Annotated in this window: 19 protein-coding genes; 12 read left to right on the top strand and 7 right to left on the bottom strand. The window is 63.2% G+C overall.

What is annotated here, in order from left to right:
* Positions 1-228 precede the first annotated feature (228 nt).
* The 3 genes from RSE12_02385 to RSE12_02375 are packed head-to-tail and all read right to left on the bottom strand — an operon-like array spanning position 229 to position 1993.
* Positions 229-1005, bottom strand: a complete 777-nt coding sequence (locus tag RSE12_02385) for an SDR family oxidoreductase (GenBank protein ID WRH63200.1) — start codon at positions 1003-1005, stop codon at positions 229-231.
* 1 nt (position 1006) lies between these two features.
* Entirely contained in the window at positions 1007-1198 is a 192-nt protein-coding gene (locus RSE12_02380) for a hypothetical protein (GenBank protein ID WRH63199.1), read from the bottom strand.
* Positions 1199-1993 (bottom strand): S49 family peptidase, encoded by a 795-nt coding sequence (locus tag RSE12_02375; GenBank protein ID WRH63198.1) that lies wholly within the window; start codon positions 1991-1993, stop codon positions 1199-1201.
* A 62-nt stretch (positions 1994-2055) separates the two neighbouring features.
* Here RSE12_02375 and RSE12_02370 point away from each other — a divergent pair, with 62 nt between their 5' ends.
* Positions 2056-2946 (top strand): LysR family transcriptional regulator, encoded by an 891-nt coding sequence (locus RSE12_02370; GenBank protein ID WRH63197.1) that lies wholly within the window; start codon positions 2056-2058, stop codon positions 2944-2946.
* Between the two features lie 13 nt (positions 2947-2959).
* On the opposite strand, the gene RSE12_02365 is transcribed toward RSE12_02370, so the two are convergent.
* The 4 genes from RSE12_02365 to RSE12_02350 all read right to left on the bottom strand — a co-directional run bounded on the left by RSE12_02365 (position 2960) and on the right by RSE12_02350 (position 8162).
* A complete protein-coding gene (locus tag RSE12_02365; GenBank protein WRH63196.1) occupies positions 2960-3616 on the bottom strand; it encodes a YggS family pyridoxal phosphate-dependent enzyme in 657 nt (218 codons plus the stop codon).
* A 110-nt stretch (positions 3617-3726) separates the two neighbouring features.
* Positions 3727-4719 carry a porin gene (locus RSE12_02360; GenBank protein WRH63195.1) on the bottom strand — a complete coding sequence of 331 codons (993 nt, stop codon included), beginning with the start codon at positions 4717-4719 and terminating at the stop codon, positions 3727-3729.
* A gap of 210 nt (positions 4720-4929) precedes the next feature.
* Positions 4930-7098: a sulfotransferase gene (locus RSE12_02355; protein WRH63194.1), complete on the bottom strand. Its 2169-nt coding sequence runs from the start codon at positions 7096-7098 to the stop codon at positions 4930-4932.
* 101 nt (positions 7099-7199) lie between these two features.
* On the bottom strand, positions 7200-8162 hold the full coding sequence (locus RSE12_02350) for a porin (protein WRH63193.1): 963 nt from the start codon (positions 8160-8162) through the stop codon (positions 7200-7202).
* Positions 8163-8478: 316 nt separating this feature from the next.
* Between RSE12_02350 and RSE12_02345 the strand changes: the two genes are divergently transcribed.
* The 11 genes from RSE12_02345 (at position 8479) to RSE12_02295 (ending at position 20012) form a co-directional block, all read left to right on the top strand.
* Positions 8479-9036 carry a DUF3576 domain-containing protein gene (locus tag RSE12_02345; protein ID WRH63192.1) on the top strand — a complete coding sequence of 186 codons (558 nt, stop codon included), beginning with the start codon at positions 8479-8481 and terminating at the stop codon, positions 9034-9036.
* Between the two features lie 77 nt (positions 9037-9113).
* Complete coding sequence (gene leuS, locus RSE12_02340; protein ID WRH63191.1) at positions 9114-11669, top strand: leucine--tRNA ligase; 2556 nt, start codon at positions 9114-9116, stop codon at positions 11667-11669.
* On the top strand, positions 11656-12168 hold the full coding sequence (gene lptE / locus RSE12_02335) for an LPS assembly lipoprotein LptE (protein ID WRH63190.1): 513 nt from the start codon (positions 11656-11658) through the stop codon (positions 12166-12168). Before leuS ends, lptE begins: the two co-directional genes overlap by 14 nt.
* Positions 12165-13181, top strand: a complete 1017-nt coding sequence (locus tag RSE12_02330) for a DNA polymerase III subunit delta (GenBank protein ID WRH63189.1) — start codon at positions 12165-12167, stop codon at positions 13179-13181. The genes lptE and RSE12_02330 overlap by 4 nt, the downstream gene beginning before the upstream one ends.
* Positions 13182-13251: 70 nt before the next feature.
* Positions 13252-14307: an HPP family protein gene (locus tag RSE12_02325; GenBank protein ID WRH63188.1), complete on the top strand. Its 1056-nt coding sequence runs from the start codon at positions 13252-13254 to the stop codon at positions 14305-14307.
* A 33-nt stretch (positions 14308-14340) separates the two neighbouring features.
* Positions 14341-14799, top strand: a complete 459-nt coding sequence (locus tag RSE12_02320; protein ID WRH63187.1) for a GAF domain-containing protein — start codon at positions 14341-14343, stop codon at positions 14797-14799.
* Between the two features lie 78 nt (positions 14800-14877).
* Positions 14878-15780: a LysR family transcriptional regulator gene (locus tag RSE12_02315; GenBank protein WRH63186.1), complete on the top strand. Its 903-nt coding sequence runs from the start codon at positions 14878-14880 to the stop codon at positions 15778-15780.
* Between the two features lie 252 nt (positions 15781-16032).
* Positions 16033-17196 (top strand): ABC transporter substrate-binding protein, encoded by a 1164-nt coding sequence (locus RSE12_02310; GenBank protein ID WRH63185.1) that lies wholly within the window; start codon positions 16033-16035, stop codon positions 17194-17196.
* A 77-nt stretch (positions 17197-17273) separates the two neighbouring features.
* Positions 17274-18278, top strand: coding sequence for an ABC transporter ATP-binding protein (locus RSE12_02305; protein WRH63184.1), 1005 nt, complete (start codon positions 17274-17276; stop codon positions 18276-18278).
* Complete coding sequence (locus tag RSE12_02300) at positions 18275-19216, top strand: ABC transporter permease (protein ID WRH63183.1); 942 nt, start codon at positions 18275-18277, stop codon at positions 19214-19216. The genes RSE12_02305 and RSE12_02300 overlap by 4 nt, the downstream gene beginning before the upstream one ends.
* Positions 19206-20012 (top strand): ABC transporter permease, encoded by an 807-nt coding sequence (locus RSE12_02295; protein WRH63182.1) that lies wholly within the window; start codon positions 19206-19208, stop codon positions 20010-20012. Before RSE12_02300 ends, RSE12_02295 begins: the two co-directional genes overlap by 11 nt.
* Positions 20013-20023: the final 11 nt, after the last annotated feature.

Raw genomic sequence — 20023 nt, 5'->3', positions numbered from 1 at the left:
GATAAGTCTGCGGGAAAGTTTTTTCCAACCCAGTTTTTCCCTTGTTTTTGGCCCGGTTCCCTGTGTTGATTAAAAAATAGGCAGTTTTTTAACGTATTGAAAACAAAGGAAAGATTTTCATCCACATGGCAAATCACTGATAATCTTAGGGATTTTGTAACGGCTTGGTAACCAAACCGTCAGAAGTGGACAACTTTGCCAAGCACCCCTGACAACCGACTGTCCAGCTTACTCGACATTCATCACATCCGGCGTCTGCCAGGCCAGATGTTGCCCCCCGTCGACCGCAATCATTTGCCCCGTCACAGCCGGGGATTCGAGGAAAAATCCAAGTGCTGCGGTGATATCCGCCGGGTTCGCGCCACGGCCCAGAACGGTTGCGGCGCGCTGGGTGGCGAAGGCCTCGGCGCTTTGCCGGCCGCCTTGCAACGTCGGGCCGGGGCCGATCGCGTTCACCCTTACACGCGGGGCAAGCCCTTGCGCGGCGGTCTGCGTCAGCGCCCAAAGTGCAGCCTTGGCCACCGTGTAGCTGGCATATTCCGGCGTCAGCTTCCACACGCGCTGATCCACCATGTTCACCACCAGCGCCTGCGCCACAGGCTCACCCGCCGCATCTGCCACCGGGTCCATCGCCTGCGCCGCAAACTGCTGGATCAGCACGAAAGGTGCGCGCAGGTTGGATTCGATATGGCGGTCCCAGCTGCTGCGGGTGGCGGACTCGAAGCTGTCATGTTCAAAGATCGACGCGTTGTTCACCAGCACTGTCAGCGGCCCGCCCAGCGCGTCCACGCAACGGCCCACCAAAGCCTCGGTCTGCGCCTCGATCAACAGATCGGCCTGCACGGCGGCGGCCTTGCGGCCCATTGCCCGGATCTCGGCCACCACGGCATCAGCGTCATCCCGGCTGCCGGCGTAGTGGACGGCCACGTCATGCCCGCGCCGCGCCAGATACAACGCCATCTCGCGCCCCAGCCGGCGCCCCGCCCCTGTTACCAATGCCCGCATATCAGCCCTTCTCGCCGCAATCGCACCCATCCGTGCCGATGAGATAGCGCCCACAACGCCCGCAGCGAGAGGGTTTCGCCAAGCTGGCGCGTTTTGATACCGCGCGGCGGATTGCACCGGGAAACAGCCATTTGCCAATCAACCCGATCAGGGCCATGCCACCCAGAAACAGGATGAAGATCTTGACCAGCATCTAAAGCCCGAACCGCGCCCAAAGCGCGCGTTCCTCGATGCCCTGCATCAACCCATCCGTCGCGGCCATGCCCAGCCTTTGCAACAGACTGCGACGTTGGCCAAAGGGTACCAGACGCACCTTTTCGCCGTACATCTCCATCATCTTGGGGCGCAGATGCGCCAAACCGTCGACGAGGCCCACCCCAATCGCCTGCTGCCCCACCCAGACATCGGCGTTGAACAGATCGGCCGACAGGTCCAGCCGTGCGCCGCGCCGGGCCTTTACATGGTCGATAAAGGCCGCATGGATCGGGTCCTGCAACCGTTTCAGCCGTTCCACATCCTCGGGCTTCTGCGGCAGGAAGGGATCGGCAAAGCTTTTCGACCGCCCCGCCGTGACCACGCGCCGTTCGATCCCTTGCCGCGCCATCAGTTCAGGGAACCCGAAAGAGGCAAAGATCACCCCGATGGACCCCACGATGGATGACCCATCCACCCAGATGTCATCCGCCGCGCAGGCCAGCCAATAGCCGCCCGATGCGGCCACATCCTCGACAAAGGCATGGACCGGAACCTTCTTTTCATCGGCCAGCCGTCGGATACGCGCCGCGATGAGCGACGATTGCACCGCAGACCCGCCCGGTGAATTGATCACCAGCGCCACCGCCGCAGGCTTGCCCTTGGAAAAGGCGCGTTCGATCAGCGGCGCGACAGAAGCATCGTTCAACCCGCGCGTCCCCATGCCGATCGCGCCCTGAAGGCGGATCACGGGAACTAGGGCGGGTTTCGGCATAAAGGGGATGAAGCGTTTCATACCTCACAGCTAGGTGGCGCAGGTCTTGCGGACAAGTGCGGAATGCCGTCAGGCTGCGTCACATGATCGACAAGCTTGAAATGTTCATCGCCCTTGCCCAGGAACGCCACTTCGGCCGCGCGGCCGAGGCTTGCGGCGTCACGCAACCCACCCTGTCCTCGGCCATCCGGCAGTTAGAGGATCAGCTGGGCGTGCAACTCGTCTTTCGCGGCTCGCGCTATCAGGGGCTGACGCCCGAAGGCCAGCGCGTGCTGGACTGGGGCCGCCGCATCGTGGGCGACATGCGCGCGCTAAAGGATGAGATGCGCACTGTGCGCGCGGGCCTGTCTGGCAATCTGCGGCTGGGGGTGATCCCCACCGCCCTGCCCATGGTGGCGGGCCTGACCGGCCCCTTCACCGCGCGCCATCCCAATGTCCGCGTCTCGATCCTGTCGCGCACGAGCGCCGAGATCCTGACCGGCATCGAGTCCCTCGATCTGGATGCGGGCATCACCTATCTGGACAATGAACCGCTGGGCCGCGTGGCGCAGGTGCCGCTTTACGCCGAATTCTACCGCCTGCTTTGCGCCCCCGGAACCGCACTGGCTGACCGCGATCAGGTGACCTGGGCCGAGGTGGCGGAACAACCGCTTTGCCTGCTGACGGGCGATATGCAGAACCGCCGCATCGTGAACCAGCATCTGGCCGAGGCGGGGGCCAATGTGGTGCCGCAGATCGAATCCAATTCCTCCATCGCGCTGATCAGCCATGTGATGACGGGGCGGTGGTCTTCCATCGTGCCGCGCCAATTGGCGCAGATGTTCGTGGCGGATGGCCAGTTGCGCGCCATTCCCATCGTGGCGCCCGAGGTGGAACACCTTGTCGGCCTGATTGCCGCGCGGCGTGATCCGCTGACCCCGGTGCTGGCCGCGCTGATTGCCGAATCGGAACGCTTTGCAAAGGGCGCGGCCTGACGGCACGCCCTCCCTAAACGGCGTAGGTCCGCGCGCCGAAAATGGCCGATCCCACGCGGATATGGGTGGCGCCCGCTGCAATCGCCGCCTCGAAATCGCCGCTCATCCCCATGGACAGGCCCGTCAGCCCGTTGCGCGCGGCCATGGCGGCAAGCGCGGTGAAATGCGGCGTGCTGTCTTCGCCTTCGGGTGGGATGCACATCAGGCCCTGAATGGGCAAGTCCATCGTGGCGCAGGTGGCAAGGAACGCGTCCACTTCCCCCGGCATGACCCCGGCCTTTTGCGGTTCTTCCCCGGTGTTCACCTGCACGAACAACGCCGGGCAGCGCCCCCGCTCCTGCGCCAGACGGGCCAGCTTTTCCGCCAGCGACGGGCGGTCCACCGTATGGATCGCATCGAACAGATCCACCGCCACCTTGGCCTTGTTGGTTTGCAAGGGGCCGATCATATGCACCCCGACCGCGCCAAAGCGCGCGCGCAGGTCGGGCCACTTGCCCGCCGCTTCCTGCACATAGTTTTCGCCAAATATGCGATGCCCCGCCTCCAGCACCGCGACGACGCGGTCCAGCGGCTGCACCTTGGATACGGCGATCAGCGTGACCGATCCCTCAGCCCGCCCCGCCGCCTGTTCCGCCGCCCGCACCCGCGCGGTGATCTGTGCCAGTGACATACGCCCCTCCGTCTTTGCCGCATCAGAATCATAGCGCCGCGTCGAAGGGAAGCGAGGAACGAAAAAGGGCGGGCCATCGGCCCGCCCTTTCCCTGTGATCCGGTAAGGGATCAGAACGAGAACGACAGACCCAGGTCGAAAGCGGTGCGGTCATTCGGACCGGCAACCTTCGACTGCGCCACGCCGCCGACGACCGATGCACCACCGCCGAGGTCGTAGGACGCGCCGATGCCATAGCCGACAGTGCCACCCAGAGCCGAGTCATCGGAGTAGAAGGCCGTACCGGTGATCGCGCCGGTGGTGTAGCCAACCGACATCGCGTACTGCTTGGCGTTGTTCAGGACAGCGCCAGCGCGGGTGCCGTCTGCCTGGCCGATGAGGCCCTGCACGTTGAACCCAGCGACGCTGCCGGACAACTTCAGCACGACGTGGTCAAGATCGGTGACGGTCACGGCGGCCGGAGCCGACACGCCGCTGTCAACGGTCAGTTTTTCGTAGCCGAGACCGACAGTATAGTCACCGAAGGTGTACGTGGCACCAAGAGCGAGAGCCTGCGTGTCGGTGAACACGGCGGCAACTGCCGGCGGCCCAACAACAGCGGGGGTGAAGGTCGTCTGCGGGTTGGTTACCGACAAGTACACAGTCAGATCGCCAGCCGAGTACTCATACAGAGCGGTCGGGTCGGTCGCGCCATCGCCAGCGGCGAGGAAGGTCGACTCGTTCAGGTCGCCAATCCCGGTCAGGCCGACGCCAGCCACGTGGCCGGTTGCCATTTGCGCAGCGCCATCAACGTCGCCCATCGACAGCTTGCCGAAAGAGCCGGAAATGAACACCGAACCTGCGTCGCCAGCGGCGGCGGCACCAGCGTTGTCAGCGCGGAACGTTGCGCCGAAGGACAGGCCCGAATCCGACTCGCCCGACAGGGTGAAAACGACACGAGCGCGCGAGGTGAACACCACGTCGCTTTCGTTGCCGTTCAGAGCGTTGCCATCCGAGAAGTTCGAGATGATACCCATGCGGGCGTTACCCGACAGGGTCACTTCTGCTGCGGCGATGGATGCGCCGCCGACGAGCATGGTCGTCGCGAGCAGTACTTTTTTCATTGGTATTCTCCTTACTAGGTAATGAACCGATGGCGGGAAACTACTCCTGACGGGCGTTGATGATAAAGTGTTATGGATACGGACATTACGATTAACAAAAGTTAACGGTGCATTCCCGCCACAGTGCGGCACGGATGGCACAAAGGGCCACCCCTGTATGGGGCGGCCCTTTCCTACTTTTATCTCATTATTTCAGTAGTTTAATGCCGTTCAGTCCGGCAAAAGCCCACGCTCGACCAGCACCTCAATCATCGGGGCCAGTTCCTTTTCATAGCGCTGCCATGCCTTCACCGACCCGCCAGATATCGGTTGCCGCACCTGATACACGCTCAACGTGTGGACCTGGCGTTCGTTGTTGTGAAAGTTCAGGCAGGCCTCCTGCCAATCCAACCCGCAGGCGGCGATCAGGCGGCGCGACTCATTTTCGGGGTTGGCGACAAGGTTTTCATACTGCACCTCGGTGAACCAACCCGGCGTTTCCGCGCGCCAGAAGTCGATCATGTCAACAAAGGTGGCATAGTGATGCGCCAGCGCGCGCAGGTCATAGGCGTAAAGGTGCGTCCCTTCAGGAAAGCGGTTCTTGTAGATCGACAGCAGCGTGTCGCGCGGATCGCGGCGCACGATGATGAAACGGGCATTGGGCAGGGCCAGCTTGACCAGCCCCAGATACATGTAACTAGTGATCGACTTGTCGGTGACGATGTCCGCGCCCGGAAAGCGCTCGGTGACCTTCGCCAAGTAATCGCGCCCCAGTGCGGCAATTTCAGGATCCGGAATCGCGCTGATCCGCCGGGCCATGGGGGACAGGGGATCGTTGAACAGGCGACCTGATGCCAGCTTGGGTAGGAAATCCAATTCATCCCCACCTGTCACCCGCGAATGGCTGGCGATGATCTGTTCAATCAAGGTGGTGCCCGACCGGGGCATCCCTGTGATGAAGATCGGCGCGGCATCCGACGTATCGGCCACGCGATGCCCCGCCCAATCATGCCCGCGAAAGGCATCTTGCAGCTTTGCCACCTCGGCCAGCCGCGCGGAATGGTCATAGGGCGTGAGGCGGCAGACGATATCATTCGCGCGCCGCAGATAGGTAAAGGCGCGGGCGTGATCCTTTTGATCCTCAAGCCCCTTGGCGATGGCAAAGCCGAAATTCATCTCGGATCGGGGGGCAAGTCCGGGTTGGTCGATCAGGCCGATCATCCGGTCCAGCACCGGATCGCCCGGCGCGGATTTGGTGCTGTTCATATAGCTGCGGAAATAGGCGCCGTTCTTCGGGTCGGCCTCCATCACCTTGAGGAATAGGGGCCGCGCCTCATCGAACCGGCCAAGGGTTTGCAGGATCATCGCCTTGCGCCCTGTCGCCACCACGTGATCGGGGGCAAGCGTCAGCGCGCGGTCAACCGTGGCAAGGGCATCGTCGGCCCGGCCAAGGGCCATCTCCGCCTCGGCCAGTGTCGTCAGCCCATAGATCGTTTCACCGTCGCTTTCGGCCACGCGGCGCAGGATGGCGACCGCCTCTTCAAACTCCTTCGCCTCATTCAATGCGCCGCCCAGTTTCAGCCGTGCCTGTGCCGGCGCGGCGGGCATGGCTGCGACGCGGCGCAGAAAGGGCAGCGCGTCCCGGCTGCGCTGATCCTGCATCAGCAGATCGGCATACAGCATCAGCGCCGAAGCAAAGGCCGGGGCGCGGGCGATGGCAGCGCGCAGCATCCTTTCCGCCTCGGCCCTGCGGTTCAGGTTGGCCAGTTCGCGGCCCAGGTTGAAAAAGGGATCGGCAAAGAACGGGTCAATCCGGATCGCGGCCTTGAACTGCGCCAACGCAGCCTCGGCCTTTCCCTGCGCGGCCATGGCGACGCCCAACATGTTGCAGGCCACCGCGCTGTCGGACGCATCGCGCAGCAGGAGGGTGGCCTCAACCTCAGCCCGATCAAAGCGGGCGGCGGAGATCAATTTGGCGATGGCATCCAGCCGGGGGCGGGGGGCGCGGCCGACGGCACCCTTACCCCCTTTGCGTTCCGCGCCGAACCTGTCTTGTAGACGCAGGCGGATAGCCGGGGCGATACGCGCCTTGCGCAGTTTGTCCAGGAACGCCCGCTCGGCCACTGCATCGCCCGATAAGGCCACAGCATCCGCCCATGTGGCCCAGACGGTGGGTTCTTCGGGGCGCAACTCCACCGCCCGTGCGGCATGGTGCAAGGCTTTGGGGAATTGATGCGCATCGATGAAGATCAGCGCCGCCTGCCACCACGCCTCGGCCAGATCGGGGCGGGCCTGAATTGCGGTGACAAAGTGCTTAAGCGCCTCATCCCGCTGCCCTGCCTGCAACAGCGACAGGCCGGTTTCATAAAGTTTGCGGAAATCAGGCAGGGGGTTGGTCATCGGGCTGTGGGTCATCTTTGGCCGGGACGCTATGCTGCGGACCGCAAAAAAGAAAGAGCGGGCACAAGGCCCGCTCTTCCCTCAGATCAATTCTGATCAGATCAGAACGACATCGTGATGCCGAGGTCGTAGGCCGACTCGTTGCGGTCGTGGTCCTTGGAGATACCACCAACCAGAGCAGCGCCGCCGCCGAGGTCGTAGGAAGCGCCCAGGCCGTAAGCGGTGGTGCCGCCCAGGTCCGAGTCATCCGTGTAGAACGCGGTGCCGGAGATCGCATCGACGGTGTAACCAACCGACATTGCGTACTGCTTGGCGTTGTCCAGAACAGCGCCGCCCAGCGTGCCGTCAGCCTGGCCGATGAGGCCCTGCACGTTGAAACCAGCGACGTTAGCCGACAGCTTCAGGACGATGTGGTCGACATCGGTGTTGTCCGGGAAGGGCAGAGCAACAGCAGCGCCGGTGTAGCCCTGCAGGTTTTCGTAGCCCAGACCAACGGTGTAGTCACCGAAGGTGTACTTGGCACCGAGAGCGATCGCGGTCAGATCAGACGTGACGGTTGCGCCAACAACCACCGGACGCGGGTTCGCGGCCGACAGATAGAAGGTGAAGTCGCCGGCCGAGTACTCGTACAGAGCGGTCGGGTCGGTTGCACCGGTGCCAGCGCCCAGGAAGGTCGACTCGTTCAGGTCGCTCAGGCCGGTGTAGCCAACGCCAGCCACGTGGCCGGTTGCCATTTGCGCAGCGCCGTCAACGTCGCCCATCGACAGCTTGCCGAATGCGCCCGAAACGAACACTTCGCCAGCGTCACCCTGGTTGCCGGCTGCAGCGTTGTCAGCGCGGATCGAAGCGCCGAACGACAGGCCCGAGTCGGTTTCGCCCGACAGGGTGAAGATAACACGAACGCGCGAGCTGAAGGACAGTTCGCTCTCGTCGCCGTTGCCAACAACACCATCAGAGAAGTTCGAGATGACACCCATACGGGCGGTACCCGACACGGTCACTTCGGCTGCGGCGATCGATGCGCCACCAACGAGCATCGTCGTTGCAAGAAGAATCTTTTTCATCGTTTTCCCTCGTTATCTTAAGGAACCCAACCCAGGGGAATCCGGGGTGGGGATGGACTGTTAATCAATCTTACGGCCCCAGATTGCAACGATGGAGCATTAACGAAACTTAAACCTCAAATCCGTGGTGCAGTCTTGCCACAGTCATATTTGCCCGCCGCACAAGGCCTTGGGCGGTGCCGGATTGCCGGATCAATGGGCTGCTTTCCGCAAGCGCACTCAGTGTAGGCACGCAGTGCGGCGGCGGATGGGGGAAAAGCCTTGGCACGCCGGAAACGGTGGGCTAGACAGCGATCAAAGGCTAACGGGGGACTGGATGAACCTGCATCGCTTGGCACAGGTCGCGCTGATTGGCGGCATGCTCATCTCTGTATCGGCCTGCGGGACCGGGATCGCCAGCGGCGACAGCGGATTGTTCCGCCGCAACGCCGAGCCGTCCATCCCGTCCGAGGCGACAGCAGACCGGCGCGAGCGGGCGCTGGCCCAGCGCGCGGCGCTGGAACGCGCATCGGGCGAACAGACGAACCGGTCGTCCATCCTTGATCTGTTCCGCAACGGTGCCGATCCGAACACGACGGTCGAAGTGAACAAGTACCTCTGGGTCGCGGCGCAGGACGTGCTCAATTTCCTCCCCATCGAATCGGTGGATCCCTTTACGGGCGTGATCGTGACCGGCTTCGGCACCCCTCCGGGCGGTGGCCGCGCCTATCGGGCGACGATCTATGTGCAAGACCCGGCGCTGGATGCGCGCAGTCTTAAGGTGGCGCTGCAATCTTCGGGCGGTGGCGCGGTTGATCCGGGCACTGTGCGCGCCATCGAGGATGCAATCCTGACCCGCGCGCGGCAGTTGCGCATTCAGGACGCCAACCTCTAAGGGGTTTTACCCGCGATCACTGGACCTTGGCCGCGCGCCTTGTATAACGCGCGCATCCGAATGCTTGGGGACAAAGAATGTCGCGCTACGAACCCGCTGTGACCGAACCGAAATGGCAATCCGCCTGGGATCAGGCCGGGGCCTTCACGGCGCGGCGCGATCCAGCCAAGCCGAAATACTATGTGCTAGAGATGTTCCCCTACCCATCAGGGCGCATCCACATGGGCCATGTCCGCAACTACACTATGGGAGATGTGGTGGCCCGGCAAAAGGCGGCGGCGGGGTATTCCGTCCTGCACCCGATGGGCTGGGATGCCTTTGGGATGCCTGCGGAAAACGCCGCGATGGAACGCGGCGGCCACCCCAAGACCTGGACCTATGGCAACATCGCCGACATGAAGGCGCAGATGAAGCCGCTGGGCCTGTCGATCGACTGGTCGCGCGAATTTGCCACCTGCGACCCGGAATACTACGGCCAGCAGCAGGCCATGTTCATCGACATGATGGAAGCGGGCCTGATCTACCGCAAGAACGCCGTGGTGAACTGGGACCCGGTCGACATGACCGTTCTGGCGAACGAGCAAGTGATCGACGGCAAGGGCTGGCGGTCCGGCGCGGCCGTGGAACGGCGCGAACTGACGCAGTGGTTCTTCAAAATCTCCGACTATTCCGAAGAACTACTGAACGCGCTGGACGGGTTGACCGACTGGCCCGAAAAGGTGCGCCTGATGCAGGCGAACTGGATCGGCAAATCGCGCGGCTTGCAGTTTGCCTTTGACACCGTGGGTGCGCCTGCCGGGTTTGATAAGCTAGAGGTCTATACCACCCGCCCCGACACGCTGATGGGTGCAAGCTTTGCCGCCATCTCCGCCGATCACCCGCTGGCCAAGGCGCTGGAAGGTGATCCGGCCGTAGCGGCCTTTGTCGCGCAATGCCGCAAGGGTGGCACCTCGGCGGAAGAGATCGAGACAGCAGAAAAGATCGGCTATGACACGGGCATCCGGGTGAAGCATCCGCTTGATCCGTCATGGGAATTGCCGGTCTGGATCGCCAATTTCATCCTGATGGATTACGGCACCGGGGCCATCTTTGGCTGCCCGGCGCATGATCAGCGCGATTTCGACTTCGCCACCAAATACGGCCTGCCCATCGATGCAGTTTTCGTGGCTGAAGGGGCCGCTGACGCCCAGCTGACCGAGGCTTTTGTGCCGATGAAATCCGAACGCGTGACTTATGTCCGTGGTTTCGCCGGGGAAACGGTGCAAACCGGCGAAGCGGCCATCGCTGCAGCCATTGCCCATGCCGAAACCCATGGCTACGGCAAAGGCGTCACCAAGTTCCGCCTCCGCGACTGGGGCATTTCGCGCCAACGCTATTGGGGCTGCCCAATCCCGGTCATCCATTGCGCCACCTGCGGCGTGGTGCCGGAAGCAAAGGCCAATCTGCCCGTCACCCTGCCCGACGATGTGACCTTTGATATCCCCGGCAACCCGCTGGACCGCCATCCCACCTGGCGCACCTGCACCTGCCCGAAATGCGGCGCTGCTGCGCGGCGCGAGACGGACACGATGGATACCTTTGTCGATTCGTCCTGGTATTATGCGCGCTTCACCAGCCCGCACGCAGCCACGCCCACGGATGCCGAAGATGCGGCCTACTGGATGAACGTCGACCAGTACATCGGCGGCATCGAACACGCGATCCTGCACCTGCTCTATTCCCGCTTCTTCGCCCGCGCGATGCACAAGACCGGGCATCTGCCGCATAAGGCGGTGGAACCCTTCAACGCGCTGTTCACCCAAGGCATGGTGACGCATGAGATCTATATGACGCGGGATGCCAATAGCCGCCCCGTCTATCACCTGCCCGAAGACATCATCCGCTCCGACTCCGGGGCAACGCTGAAGGATGGCACGGCGGTGGAGGTGATCCCTTCGGCCAAGATGTCGAAATCCAAGAAGAACGTTGTCGATCCGATGAATATCATCGCGCAATTTGGGGCCGATACAGCGCGCTGGTTCGTGATGTCGGACAGCCCGCCGGAACGTGATGTCGAATGGACGGCATCGGGGGCCGAGGCCGCCTATAAACACCTGAACCGCGTCTGGCGGATTGCCGATGACATCGCACAGGGCAACGCCCCGGCGCACCCGGAGGAAGACACCGCCCTTGCCCGCGCCACCGCCCGCGCAGTGGATGAGGTGACCAAGGGCATCGAAGGATTCGCCTTCAACAAGGCCATCGCCAAACTGTACGAATTCACCAACACCTTGCAGCGCTCGCAGGCCGGATCGGCTGCGCGGCGCGAAGCCATGCTGACGCTGTCCCAACTGATGCAACCAATGACACCGCATCTGGCCGAAGAAGTCTGGTCGATGCTGGGCGGGGCAGGGCTGGTGACGCAATCCGCATGGCCCAAGGCCGACCCGGCCCTGCTGGTGGACGATTCGGTCACCCTGCCCATCCAGATCAACGGCAAGCGGCGGGCGGAAATCACCGTTCCCAAGGACATGCCCGCGTCTGAGGTTGAAAAGATCGCGCTGGCGGATGATGCTGTGATTAAGTTCCTTGCCGGGCAGCCGGTGAAGAAGATCATCGTCGTCCCGGGGCGCATCATCAATGTCGTTGTCTGATCCAAGGTCGTCGTCTGGCCGCCGCCTGTTCCTGATCGGCCTTGCCGCCCTGCCGCTTGCAGCCTGCGGGTTCACGCCTGCCTATGGGCCAGACGGCGGGGCCGGCGCGCTGCGCGGGCGGGTGGCGGTGCAGGCACCGGTGACCAAATCCGATTTCGATTTCGTCGCCCGTCTGGAAACGCGCCTTGGCCGGGCCGAGGCTGCGGCCTATGACCTTGGCTATGCCATTTCCGCCACCCGCCAGTCGGGCGGCATCACCGCGGCGAATGAAACCACCCGTTATACCCTGCGCGGCACGGCCACGTGGTCGCTGACCAGCCGCACCACCGGTGCCCGCGTGGCCGGGGGTGAGGTGAACGGCTTCACCTCATGGTCCGCCACCGGCACCACGGTTGCGGGACTTGCCGCCGAGGATGACGCCGCGCGCCGTCTTTCGGTGATGCTGGCTGATCAGGTGATGACCCGCCTGCTCGCCGTCGCCCCCACGCTGGCGCAATGATCCTCAAGGGGGTTGAGGCGACGCGCTACTTCTCGCGCCCCGATCCGGGCAAGGCGGGGCTGCTGATCTTTGGCGCCGATTCGATGCGAGTCGCGCTGAAGCGGCAAGAGGTGATCGCCGCGCTGATCGGCCCGGATGGCGAATCCGAAATGCGGCTGACCCGCATCCCCGCCGCCGATCTGCGCAAGGATGGCGCGCTGCTTCTGGATGCCATCAAATCGCAGGGCTTCTTCCCCGGCCCCCGCGTGGCCTTTGTCGAAGAGGCGGCCGATGGCCTGACCCCCACCATCACCACCGCGCTGGCGGAATGGAAGCCGGGCGACGCGCAGATCATCGTCACTGCGGGCGGCCTGACGGGCAAATCCGCGCTGAAGACGCTGTTTGAAAAGCACCCCGCCGCCTATTGCATCGGCCTTTATGACGATCCGCCCTCGCGTGAGGAAATCGAGGATGCGCTGAAACGCGCGGGCCTTGCCGCCATCGACCGCGAGGCGCTGACCGACCTGATGTCGCTGGGCCGCGCGCTCGATCCCGGCGATTTCCGGCAGACCCTGGAAAAGATCGCGCTCTACAAGCACGGCGACAGCACGCCCCTGACCCCGGCCGAGATTGCCGCGCTCGCCCCTGCCACGATCGAGGCCGAGGTTGATGAGTTGATCGCCGTGGTGGCCGATCGCAAGGCGCAAGAGATCGGCCCCCTGCTTCGGCGCCTTGAGGGGCAGGGCACCCTGCCCGTCACCCTGTGCATTCAGACGATGCGGCACTTCCGGGCGCTGCATATGGCCGTCAGCGAACCCGGCGGGGCGGCGGCGGCCATCGGGCGGATGCGCGGCATCCCTTTCAAATCCCGGGACGCGCTGATCCGTCAGGCGCAAAGCTGGTCTATGCCGCGCCTGGAAGAGGCGATTGCCCATCTGCTGGAAACCGACCTGACGCTGCGCTCCTCGTCCCGCGCGCCGGGCATGGCGGTGATGGAACGCGCGCTGATCCGGCTGGCCATGATGCGCGGCTAGGTCGGTTGCAGCGGGGCAAAGGTCCGTTCTGCCCTGTTATTGGCGGGCAAAACCCTTCAGGCTGCGATCCATGATGCCCGGTACCCGCCTGAAATTTCTGCGCCCCTTCGGCCCCGCCATGACGGCCCCGCGCTGGGGTGATGCCCTGCGCGCGGGCGGTGGGGCGGCGGTTGGCCTGCTGATATGCGAGGCGATCCTTCACCTTGCCGCACCCGGCATGGCGACGGGCCAATTCCTTCTGATCGCCCCTTTTGGCGCCACGGCCTTCCTGATCTTTGTCGTTCCCAACAGCCCGCTGGCACAGCCTTGGTCTGCGGTCGTCGGCAATGGCGTGGCGGCACTGTCGGCCCTTGCGGTGCTGACGATAACCGATGATCCGGTCATTGCTGCCCCGCTTGCCACCCTCCTCGCCATTCTGGCTATGGCGGCGATGCGCGCCTTTCATCCCCCGGCGGGTGCGGTTGCGCTTGCCACGGTGCTGGCGTCACGCGCGCCGGATTTTCCGGGGTCTGTCTTTGCCCTTTCTCCTGTTCTTGCAGGCACCGTCGCGCTGGTCGCGGCTGGCATCCTGTGGAACCGCGCCACCGGGCGCGTCTATCCCTTTCGCCAACCTCCTGCGCCCGATCACAAACCCGGCCCCGCTCCACGGGATCTGGCGGCGCTGTTGGACAGGCTGCGCCTGGCCCCGAATATCGGCGTGGGCGATCTGGCCCGCCTCCTTGCGGATTCCGACGCCGCCACCCGCCATCTGGGCGACTTGACCGCCAAAGACATCATGTCGCGCCACCTTGTCACGGCGCGCGCAGATACGGCGTTTTCCGAACTGGGCCATCTGTTCCGCCAGCACCGGTTCAAGACGCTGCCGCTGACCGATGCCGCAGGCCGCTATCTGGGGCTGGTGGATCAATCCGCCCTCCTCGGGTTGATCGATCCGGCATTGACTGCGGCCGATCTTGCGACAGCGGCTCCCTCGTTGCCCCCCGATGCCACGGTGGCCGAGGTTTTGGATCATCTGGCAGAGGGGCATCCGCAAGCTGTTCCCATCACGGAAGACGGTCGCCTGATCGGGCTGGTGACTCGGTCTGATCTGATTGCCCTTCTCGCCGCCCGTCTGCGCGATGGCTAGACAGCAGCCGCAGCGCATGGCGATATGATTCCCATGTCAGCTGCCTTTCTCGCCCTTGAACAGGATTGCACCGCGCTGGGCACGCGGCTGTTCACGATCACGACCCATGATCTGGCGCAGGGCCTGTTTCGCCGCGTGCATACCTCACATCCGGTGGAATACCCGGCCCATGGCACGAAACCGCTGGAACGGGATGGGTGGTACGACCTCTGCATCACCCGGGCACAGCCCTTTGTCGCCAATACCCCCGCCGAATTCGCCACGGTCTTTTTCGACCACGCGCTGATCACCTCCATGGGTCTTGGGTCCGCCGCAAACCTGCCAGTGATTGCCGAAGACGGCAGCGTTCCCGGCACTGTCAATCTTCTGGCCGAAACCGGGCACTTCACCCCGGCGCATCTGGCCGCCTATACCGCCCTGGTCGCCCGGCACCATCCTGCCCTTCTGTCTGACCCGGCCTTCTTCTCTGTTCAAACATCACACGGGGGTTAGCCATTGTGTTCGCCACCAGTTCAAGAACCAATGGCTGACGGGGTGTGAACCCCCGGCGCCTGCCAAAAACGGAACGCCATGGCCTTCACGCTCCGCCAGCTTCAGTTCTTCGTCGCCGCCGCCGAGGCGGGCAGTGTATCGGGTGCGGCCCGCGCGCTTTCCATCTCGCAATCCTCGGTGACCGAGGCTGTCCGTGCGCTGGAAGATGATCTGGGCGTCGCCCTGTTTGATCGGCAGGCGCGGGGTTTGCTTATCACGCACAAGGGCAGCGCCTTCTTGCGCCATGCGCGCCAGATCCTGGCCGATGTCGCCACCGCCCGCACGGCGTTTCGCGATGAGGCCGAAACCGCAACGGGGCGGTTGTCCCTAGGCGTCACATCGCTGGTGGCGGGATATGTGCTGTCCGACATCCTTTCCCGCTTTCGCCGCGCCTTTCCACAGGTCGATCTTAACGTGATCGAGGATAACGGCGACTACCTGCAACATCTGTTGATCGGGGGGGAACTGGACGTCGCTGTTCTGCTGACATCATCCGTCAAGGACCGGATGGCGCTGCATGTCGAAACACTGCTGGTGTCGCCCTATCGGCTCTGGCTGCCGCTCGGCCACCCGCTGGCGCAGCAAGAGGCGATCGCGCTGGAGGAGTTGGCCGGCCAGCCGATGATCCAGCTTATGGTGGACGAGATCGAGGAAAGCACCCGCCGCCTGACCGCCGCCCTGCCGGTGAAGCCCGAGGTTGCCTTCCGCACCCGATCAGTCGAAGCGGTCCGCTCCCTTGTCGCCACCGGGGCGGGGCTCGCGATCCTGCCCAGCCTTGTCTACCGGCCATGGTCACTGGAAGGCGACCGGATCGAGATTCGCGATGTGTCGGGCGACCTGCCCACCGTGCAAGTGGGCCTTGCCTGGCGGCGCGGTGCCCCGCTCAGCCCGCCCGCGCTGAACTTCATCCGCTCGGCGCAAAGCAACGTGCCGAACCGATAGACCCTTACCACTTGGTTAACGAAACTCCGGCCCAGCGTGCGCTGCGTGCATACCATTTGCTGCACAGGCGTCTGCACTGCCCGCTGAACGGGCATTTTCCGGTCAACCCATCGGAAAAACCGAATGCACCCATCAGCGTTTTGATATTGCGAATTGGCGGCAGGTGAATACCGTTCGCTTCCATGACCGGTAAACCGGCTGTCCGCGCCTGCGGTCCAACGCATGCGGCACTGTCACAGGGAGATTTTCAGCATGACACTCAAGACACTGAAACTGACCGCCACCACGGCGCTTGGCCTGATCGTCGCCGTCACCCCCGCCTTGGCCCAGATGACCGAGGTTGGCCCGGGGGAAGGCGAACTCTCCATCGTTGCCTGGGCAGGCTATGTGGAACGCGGCGAAACCGATCCGGCCTTTGACTGGGTAACGAAGTTCGAGGCATCCAGCGGCTGCAAGGTCAGCGTCAAAACCGCCAACACCTCGGATGAGATGGTCGCCCTTATGAACGAAGGCGGCTTTGACCTTGTTACTGCATCGGGTGACGCTTCGCTTCGCCTGATCGCGGGCGACCGCGTGCAGGAGATCAACACTGCGCTGATCCCGTCCTGGGGCACCATCGACACGCGTCTTCAGAACGCACCTTGGTATGTCGTGGACGGCAAGCATTATGGCGTCCCCTACATGTGGGGGCCGAACGTGTTGATGTACAATACCGAGGTGTTCAAGGAACCGCCGACCTCGTGGAACGTCGTGTTCGAAGAACAAAACCTGCCCGATGGCCAATCCAACAAGGGCAGGGTGCAGGCCTATGACGGCCCGATCCACGTGGCCGACGCCGCGCAGTACCTGATGTTCCACAAGCCGGAACTGGGCATCACCTCGCCCTATGAACTGAACGAAGATCAGTACAAGGCCGCGCTTGACCTGCTGCGTGGGCAGCGCGAAATCGTCAGCCGCTATTGGCATGACGCCTTTATCCAGATCGACGATTTCAAGAATGAGGGCGTTGTCGCCTCGGGTTCGTGGCCGTTCCAGGTGAACCTGCTCAAGGCCGGGGGGGCGCCTGTCGCCTCGACCATCCCGCAGGAAGGTGCGACGGGCTGGGCCGATACAACCATGCTGCACGTCGACAGCGAACATCCGAATTGCGCCTATATGTGGTTCGAACATCAGCTGTCGTCGAACCTGCAATCCGACCTGTCGGTCTGGTTCGGGGCGAACCCGTCGGTTCCCGCCGCCTGCACCGATGGCCGCGGGATGCAGACAGCGGAAGGCTGCACCGCCAACGGTCTGGATGATTTCGACAAGATCCGCTTCTGGACCACCCCGGTTGCTGACTGTTCGCAGGGCGAAGATACCTGCGTGCCCTATTACCGCTGGGTCTCTGACTATATCGGCGTGATCGGCGGCCGCTGATCGGTTTTCATCGCAACAGATGGGGTGCGCGCCTTTGCGCGCACCCACGAATTTCTTTTCCCTGTCCGGTGCCCTGAATGACCGCTGCCGTCGAATTCCAGAACGTTTCGCGCCATTTCGGCACACCCTCTGCCCCGGTGCGGGCGGTGGATGGCGTTGATCTGACCATCGCGGAAGGGTCGTTCTTTGCCATGCTTGGCCCGTCCGGTTCCGGCAAGACCACCTGCCTACGGCTGATTTCGGGGTTTGAAAAGCCGACGGGCGGGGCGATCCGCATCTTCGGCCAGGATGTAAGCGACATCCCCCCCAACCGGCGCAACGTGAACACCGTGTTTCAGGATTACGCTCTGTTTCCGCATATGAACGTGCGCGACAACGTGGCCTATGGCCTGATGGTCAAAGGCATCGACCGCCGCACCCGCGAAAGCCGCGCCGAAGAGATGTTGTCGCTGGTCAAGCTGGATGGCTATGGCGACCGCAAGCCCGCGCAACTTTCGGGCGGGCAAAGGCAGCGCGTGGCGCTGGCGCGGGCTTTGGTGAATGAACCCAAGGTGCTGCTGCTGGATGAACCACTTGGCGCGCTGGACCTGAAACTGCGCGAGGCGATGCAGGATGAATTGAAGGCCTTGCAAACACGGCTGGGCATTACCTTTGTTTTCGTGACCCATGATCAGGGCGAAGCGCTGAGCATGGCCGACAGCCTTGCCGTTTTCAACGAAGGCAAGATCGCGCAGATCGGCACGCCCTCCGAAGTGTACGCTCGCCCGCGCACCCGTTTCGTCGCGGATTTCGTGGGATCGTCCAACGTGCTGTCACCCGAAGTGACCCGCGCCTTCGGCGGGCCTGCGAAGTGGTCTTCGCTGCGGCCCGAAGCGCTGCGACTGACCCCTGCGGATGGGGTCGCACTGGCGGGGACCGTGACCTCTATCCGTTATCTGGGGGCGGGAAGCCGTATTTCGGTGGTTCTGCATGGCACCGAGGTCGCGGCCCTGATGCCTGCGGGCCAGCCCCTGCCCGAACCCGGTACGACGGTTGGCCTGTCCTTTGACCCGTCCGCCCTGCATGTGATGGATGAGGCATGAGCGACGCCCCTGCCATCCTGCCCGAACGGGGCATAGCCGACAGGCTGACCGCCCTGTTCTGGCGGCACCCAAGGGTGCTGCTGGCAGTGCTGCTGACGCCGCCTTTGCTGTGGCTGGGCGTCGTCTATCTGGGGTCGCTTTTCGCGCTGCTGTTGCAGAGTTTCTATTCGATTGATGAGTTTTCGGGGGTGGTGAAAGAAGAATTCACCCTGAAAACCTATGCCGAACTGTTTCGCGCGCAGAACATGGATATCATCCTGCGCACCCTGCTGATGTCGGCCGCTGTCACCATCGGCTGCGCGCTGATCGCCTTTCCCATCGCCTATTACGCGGCCCGCTTTGCGCGGGGGAAGTGGAAGGCGGTGTTCTATCTGGGCGTCATGCTGCCCCTGTGGTCGTCGTATCTGGTCAAGGTCTATGCCTGGAAACTGATCCTTGCGAAGGAAGGGATCATCACCTGGGCGGCGGACGGGGTGGGTTTGTCGATGATCCTGAACGCAATTTTGGCCATTCCCGGCATTGGCGGGAACAGCCTTTCCACCAGCCCGATGGGCACCTTCATCGTCTTTGTCTATGTTTGGCTGCCCTACATGATCCTGCCAATGCAGGCGGCGCTGGAACGCGTGCCGACATCGATGCTGGAGGCATCGGCGGACCTTGGGGCATCACGGGCGCAGACTTTCCGCACGGTGATCTTGCCCCTTGCCATGCCGGGGGTGATCGCGGGGTCGATCTTTACCTTCTCGCTCACCATGGGCGACTACATCATCCCGCAGATCGTTGGCACCTCGGCCCGCTTCATCGGGCTGGCTGTGTATCAGTTGCAGGGCACCGCCGGGAACATCCCGCTGGCCGCCGCCTTTGCTGTGGTCCCCATCGTGATCATGCTGATCTACCTGACCATCGCGAAACGGAAGGGGGCGTTCGATGCACTCTGACCGCGCCTCATGGGGATTGAAGATCGCCGCTGTTGGCGGGCTTCTGTTCCTGCATCTGCCGATCCTGCTGATCTTCCTTTACGCCTTCACGACCGAGGACAAGAGTTACGAATTCCCGCCCCCCGGCCTTACGATGCAATGGTTCGGCGTGGCCTGGAACCGCGAGGATATCTGGCCGCCGCTTTACCTTTCGCTCTGGGTGGCAACGATTGCGACCTTTGTGGCGATGATCCTTGGCACGCTGGTTTCTGCCGCGATGGCGCGGGCGTCGTTCTTTGGGCGAGAGCAGATCAGCCTGCTGATCATCCTGCCCATCGCCTTGCCCGGCGTTATCACAGGGATGTCGCTGCGGTCGGCCTTTTCCATCATGGATATCCCGTTTTCGACCTGGACCATCATCCTTGGCCACGCGACCTTCTGCATCGTGATCGTCTATAACAACGCGGTCGCCCGCTTCCGCCGCCTGTCGGGTGGTATCCTTGAAGCATCGGCAGACCTTGGCGCCAACAGCTTCCAGACCTTCCGCTATGTGCTGCTGCCGAACCTTGGCACGGCCCTTCTGGCGGGCGGGATGCTGGCATTCGCGCTGTCGTTCGATGAGGTGATCGTCACCACCTTTACCGCAGGCCAGCAAAGCACCCTGCCCATCTGGATGTTGCAGGAACTGGTCCGCCCCCGGCAACGCCCGGTGACCAATGTGGTTGCCATTGTGGTGTTCGTAGCCACCGTCGTTCCCATCCTTATCGCCTTTTACCTGACCCGTGGCGGATCCGAGACGGCCGGCACGGGCAAATGAACAGGGAGGTT

Source organism: Fuscovulum sp. (assembly GCA_035192965.1).
In the GTDB taxonomy this organism is placed as follows: Bacteria; Pseudomonadota; Alphaproteobacteria; order Rhodobacterales; family Rhodobacteraceae; genus Paragemmobacter.
This window is presented reverse-complemented; position numbering and strand designations above follow the sequence as displayed.

Excerpts from the sequence above, each read along its gene's own strand:
- RSE12_02385 (WRH63200.1), bottom strand. The coding sequence starts at position 1,005 with ATGCGGGCATTGGTAACAGGGGCGGGGCGCCGGCTGGGGCGCGAGATG.
- RSE12_02380 (WRH63199.1), bottom strand. The coding sequence starts at position 1,198 with ATGCTGGTCAAGATCTTCATCCTGTTTCTGGGTGGCATGGCCCTGATC.
- RSE12_02375 (WRH63198.1), bottom strand. The coding sequence starts at position 1,993 with ATGAAACGCTTCATCCCCTTTATGCCGAAACCCGCCCTAGTTCCCGTG.
- RSE12_02370 (WRH63197.1), top strand. The coding sequence starts at position 2,056 with ATGATCGACAAGCTTGAAATGTTCATCGCCCTTGCCCAGGAACGCCAC.
- RSE12_02365 (WRH63196.1), bottom strand. The coding sequence starts at position 3,616 with ATGTCACTGGCACAGATCACCGCGCGGGTGCGGGCGGCGGAACAGGCG.
- RSE12_02360 (WRH63195.1), bottom strand. The coding sequence starts at position 4,719 with ATGAAAAAAGTACTGCTCGCGACGACCATGCTCGTCGGCGGCGCATCC.
- RSE12_02355 (WRH63194.1), bottom strand. The coding sequence starts at position 7,098 with ATGACCAACCCCCTGCCTGATTTCCGCAAACTTTATGAAACCGGCCTG.
- RSE12_02350 (WRH63193.1), bottom strand. The coding sequence starts at position 8,162 with ATGAAAAAGATTCTTCTTGCAACGACGATGCTCGTTGGTGGCGCATCG.
- RSE12_02345 (WRH63192.1), top strand. The coding sequence starts at position 8,479 with ATGAACCTGCATCGCTTGGCACAGGTCGCGCTGATTGGCGGCATGCTC.
- leuS (WRH63191.1), top strand. The coding sequence starts at position 9,114 with ATGTCGCGCTACGAACCCGCTGTGACCGAACCGAAATGGCAATCCGCC.
- lptE (WRH63190.1), top strand. The coding sequence starts at position 11,656 with ATGTCGTTGTCTGATCCAAGGTCGTCGTCTGGCCGCCGCCTGTTCCTG.
- RSE12_02330 (WRH63189.1), top strand. The coding sequence starts at position 12,165 with ATGATCCTCAAGGGGGTTGAGGCGACGCGCTACTTCTCGCGCCCCGAT.
- RSE12_02325 (WRH63188.1), top strand. The coding sequence starts at position 13,252 with ATGATGCCCGGTACCCGCCTGAAATTTCTGCGCCCCTTCGGCCCCGCC.
- RSE12_02320 (WRH63187.1), top strand. The coding sequence starts at position 14,341 with ATGTCAGCTGCCTTTCTCGCCCTTGAACAGGATTGCACCGCGCTGGGC.
- RSE12_02315 (WRH63186.1), top strand. The coding sequence starts at position 14,878 with ATGGCCTTCACGCTCCGCCAGCTTCAGTTCTTCGTCGCCGCCGCCGAG.
- RSE12_02310 (WRH63185.1), top strand. The coding sequence starts at position 16,033 with ATGACACTCAAGACACTGAAACTGACCGCCACCACGGCGCTTGGCCTG.
- RSE12_02305 (WRH63184.1), top strand. The coding sequence starts at position 17,274 with ATGACCGCTGCCGTCGAATTCCAGAACGTTTCGCGCCATTTCGGCACA.
- RSE12_02300 (WRH63183.1), top strand. The coding sequence starts at position 18,275 with ATGAGCGACGCCCCTGCCATCCTGCCCGAACGGGGCATAGCCGACAGG.
- RSE12_02295 (WRH63182.1), top strand. The coding sequence starts at position 19,206 with ATGCACTCTGACCGCGCCTCATGGGGATTGAAGATCGCCGCTGTTGGC.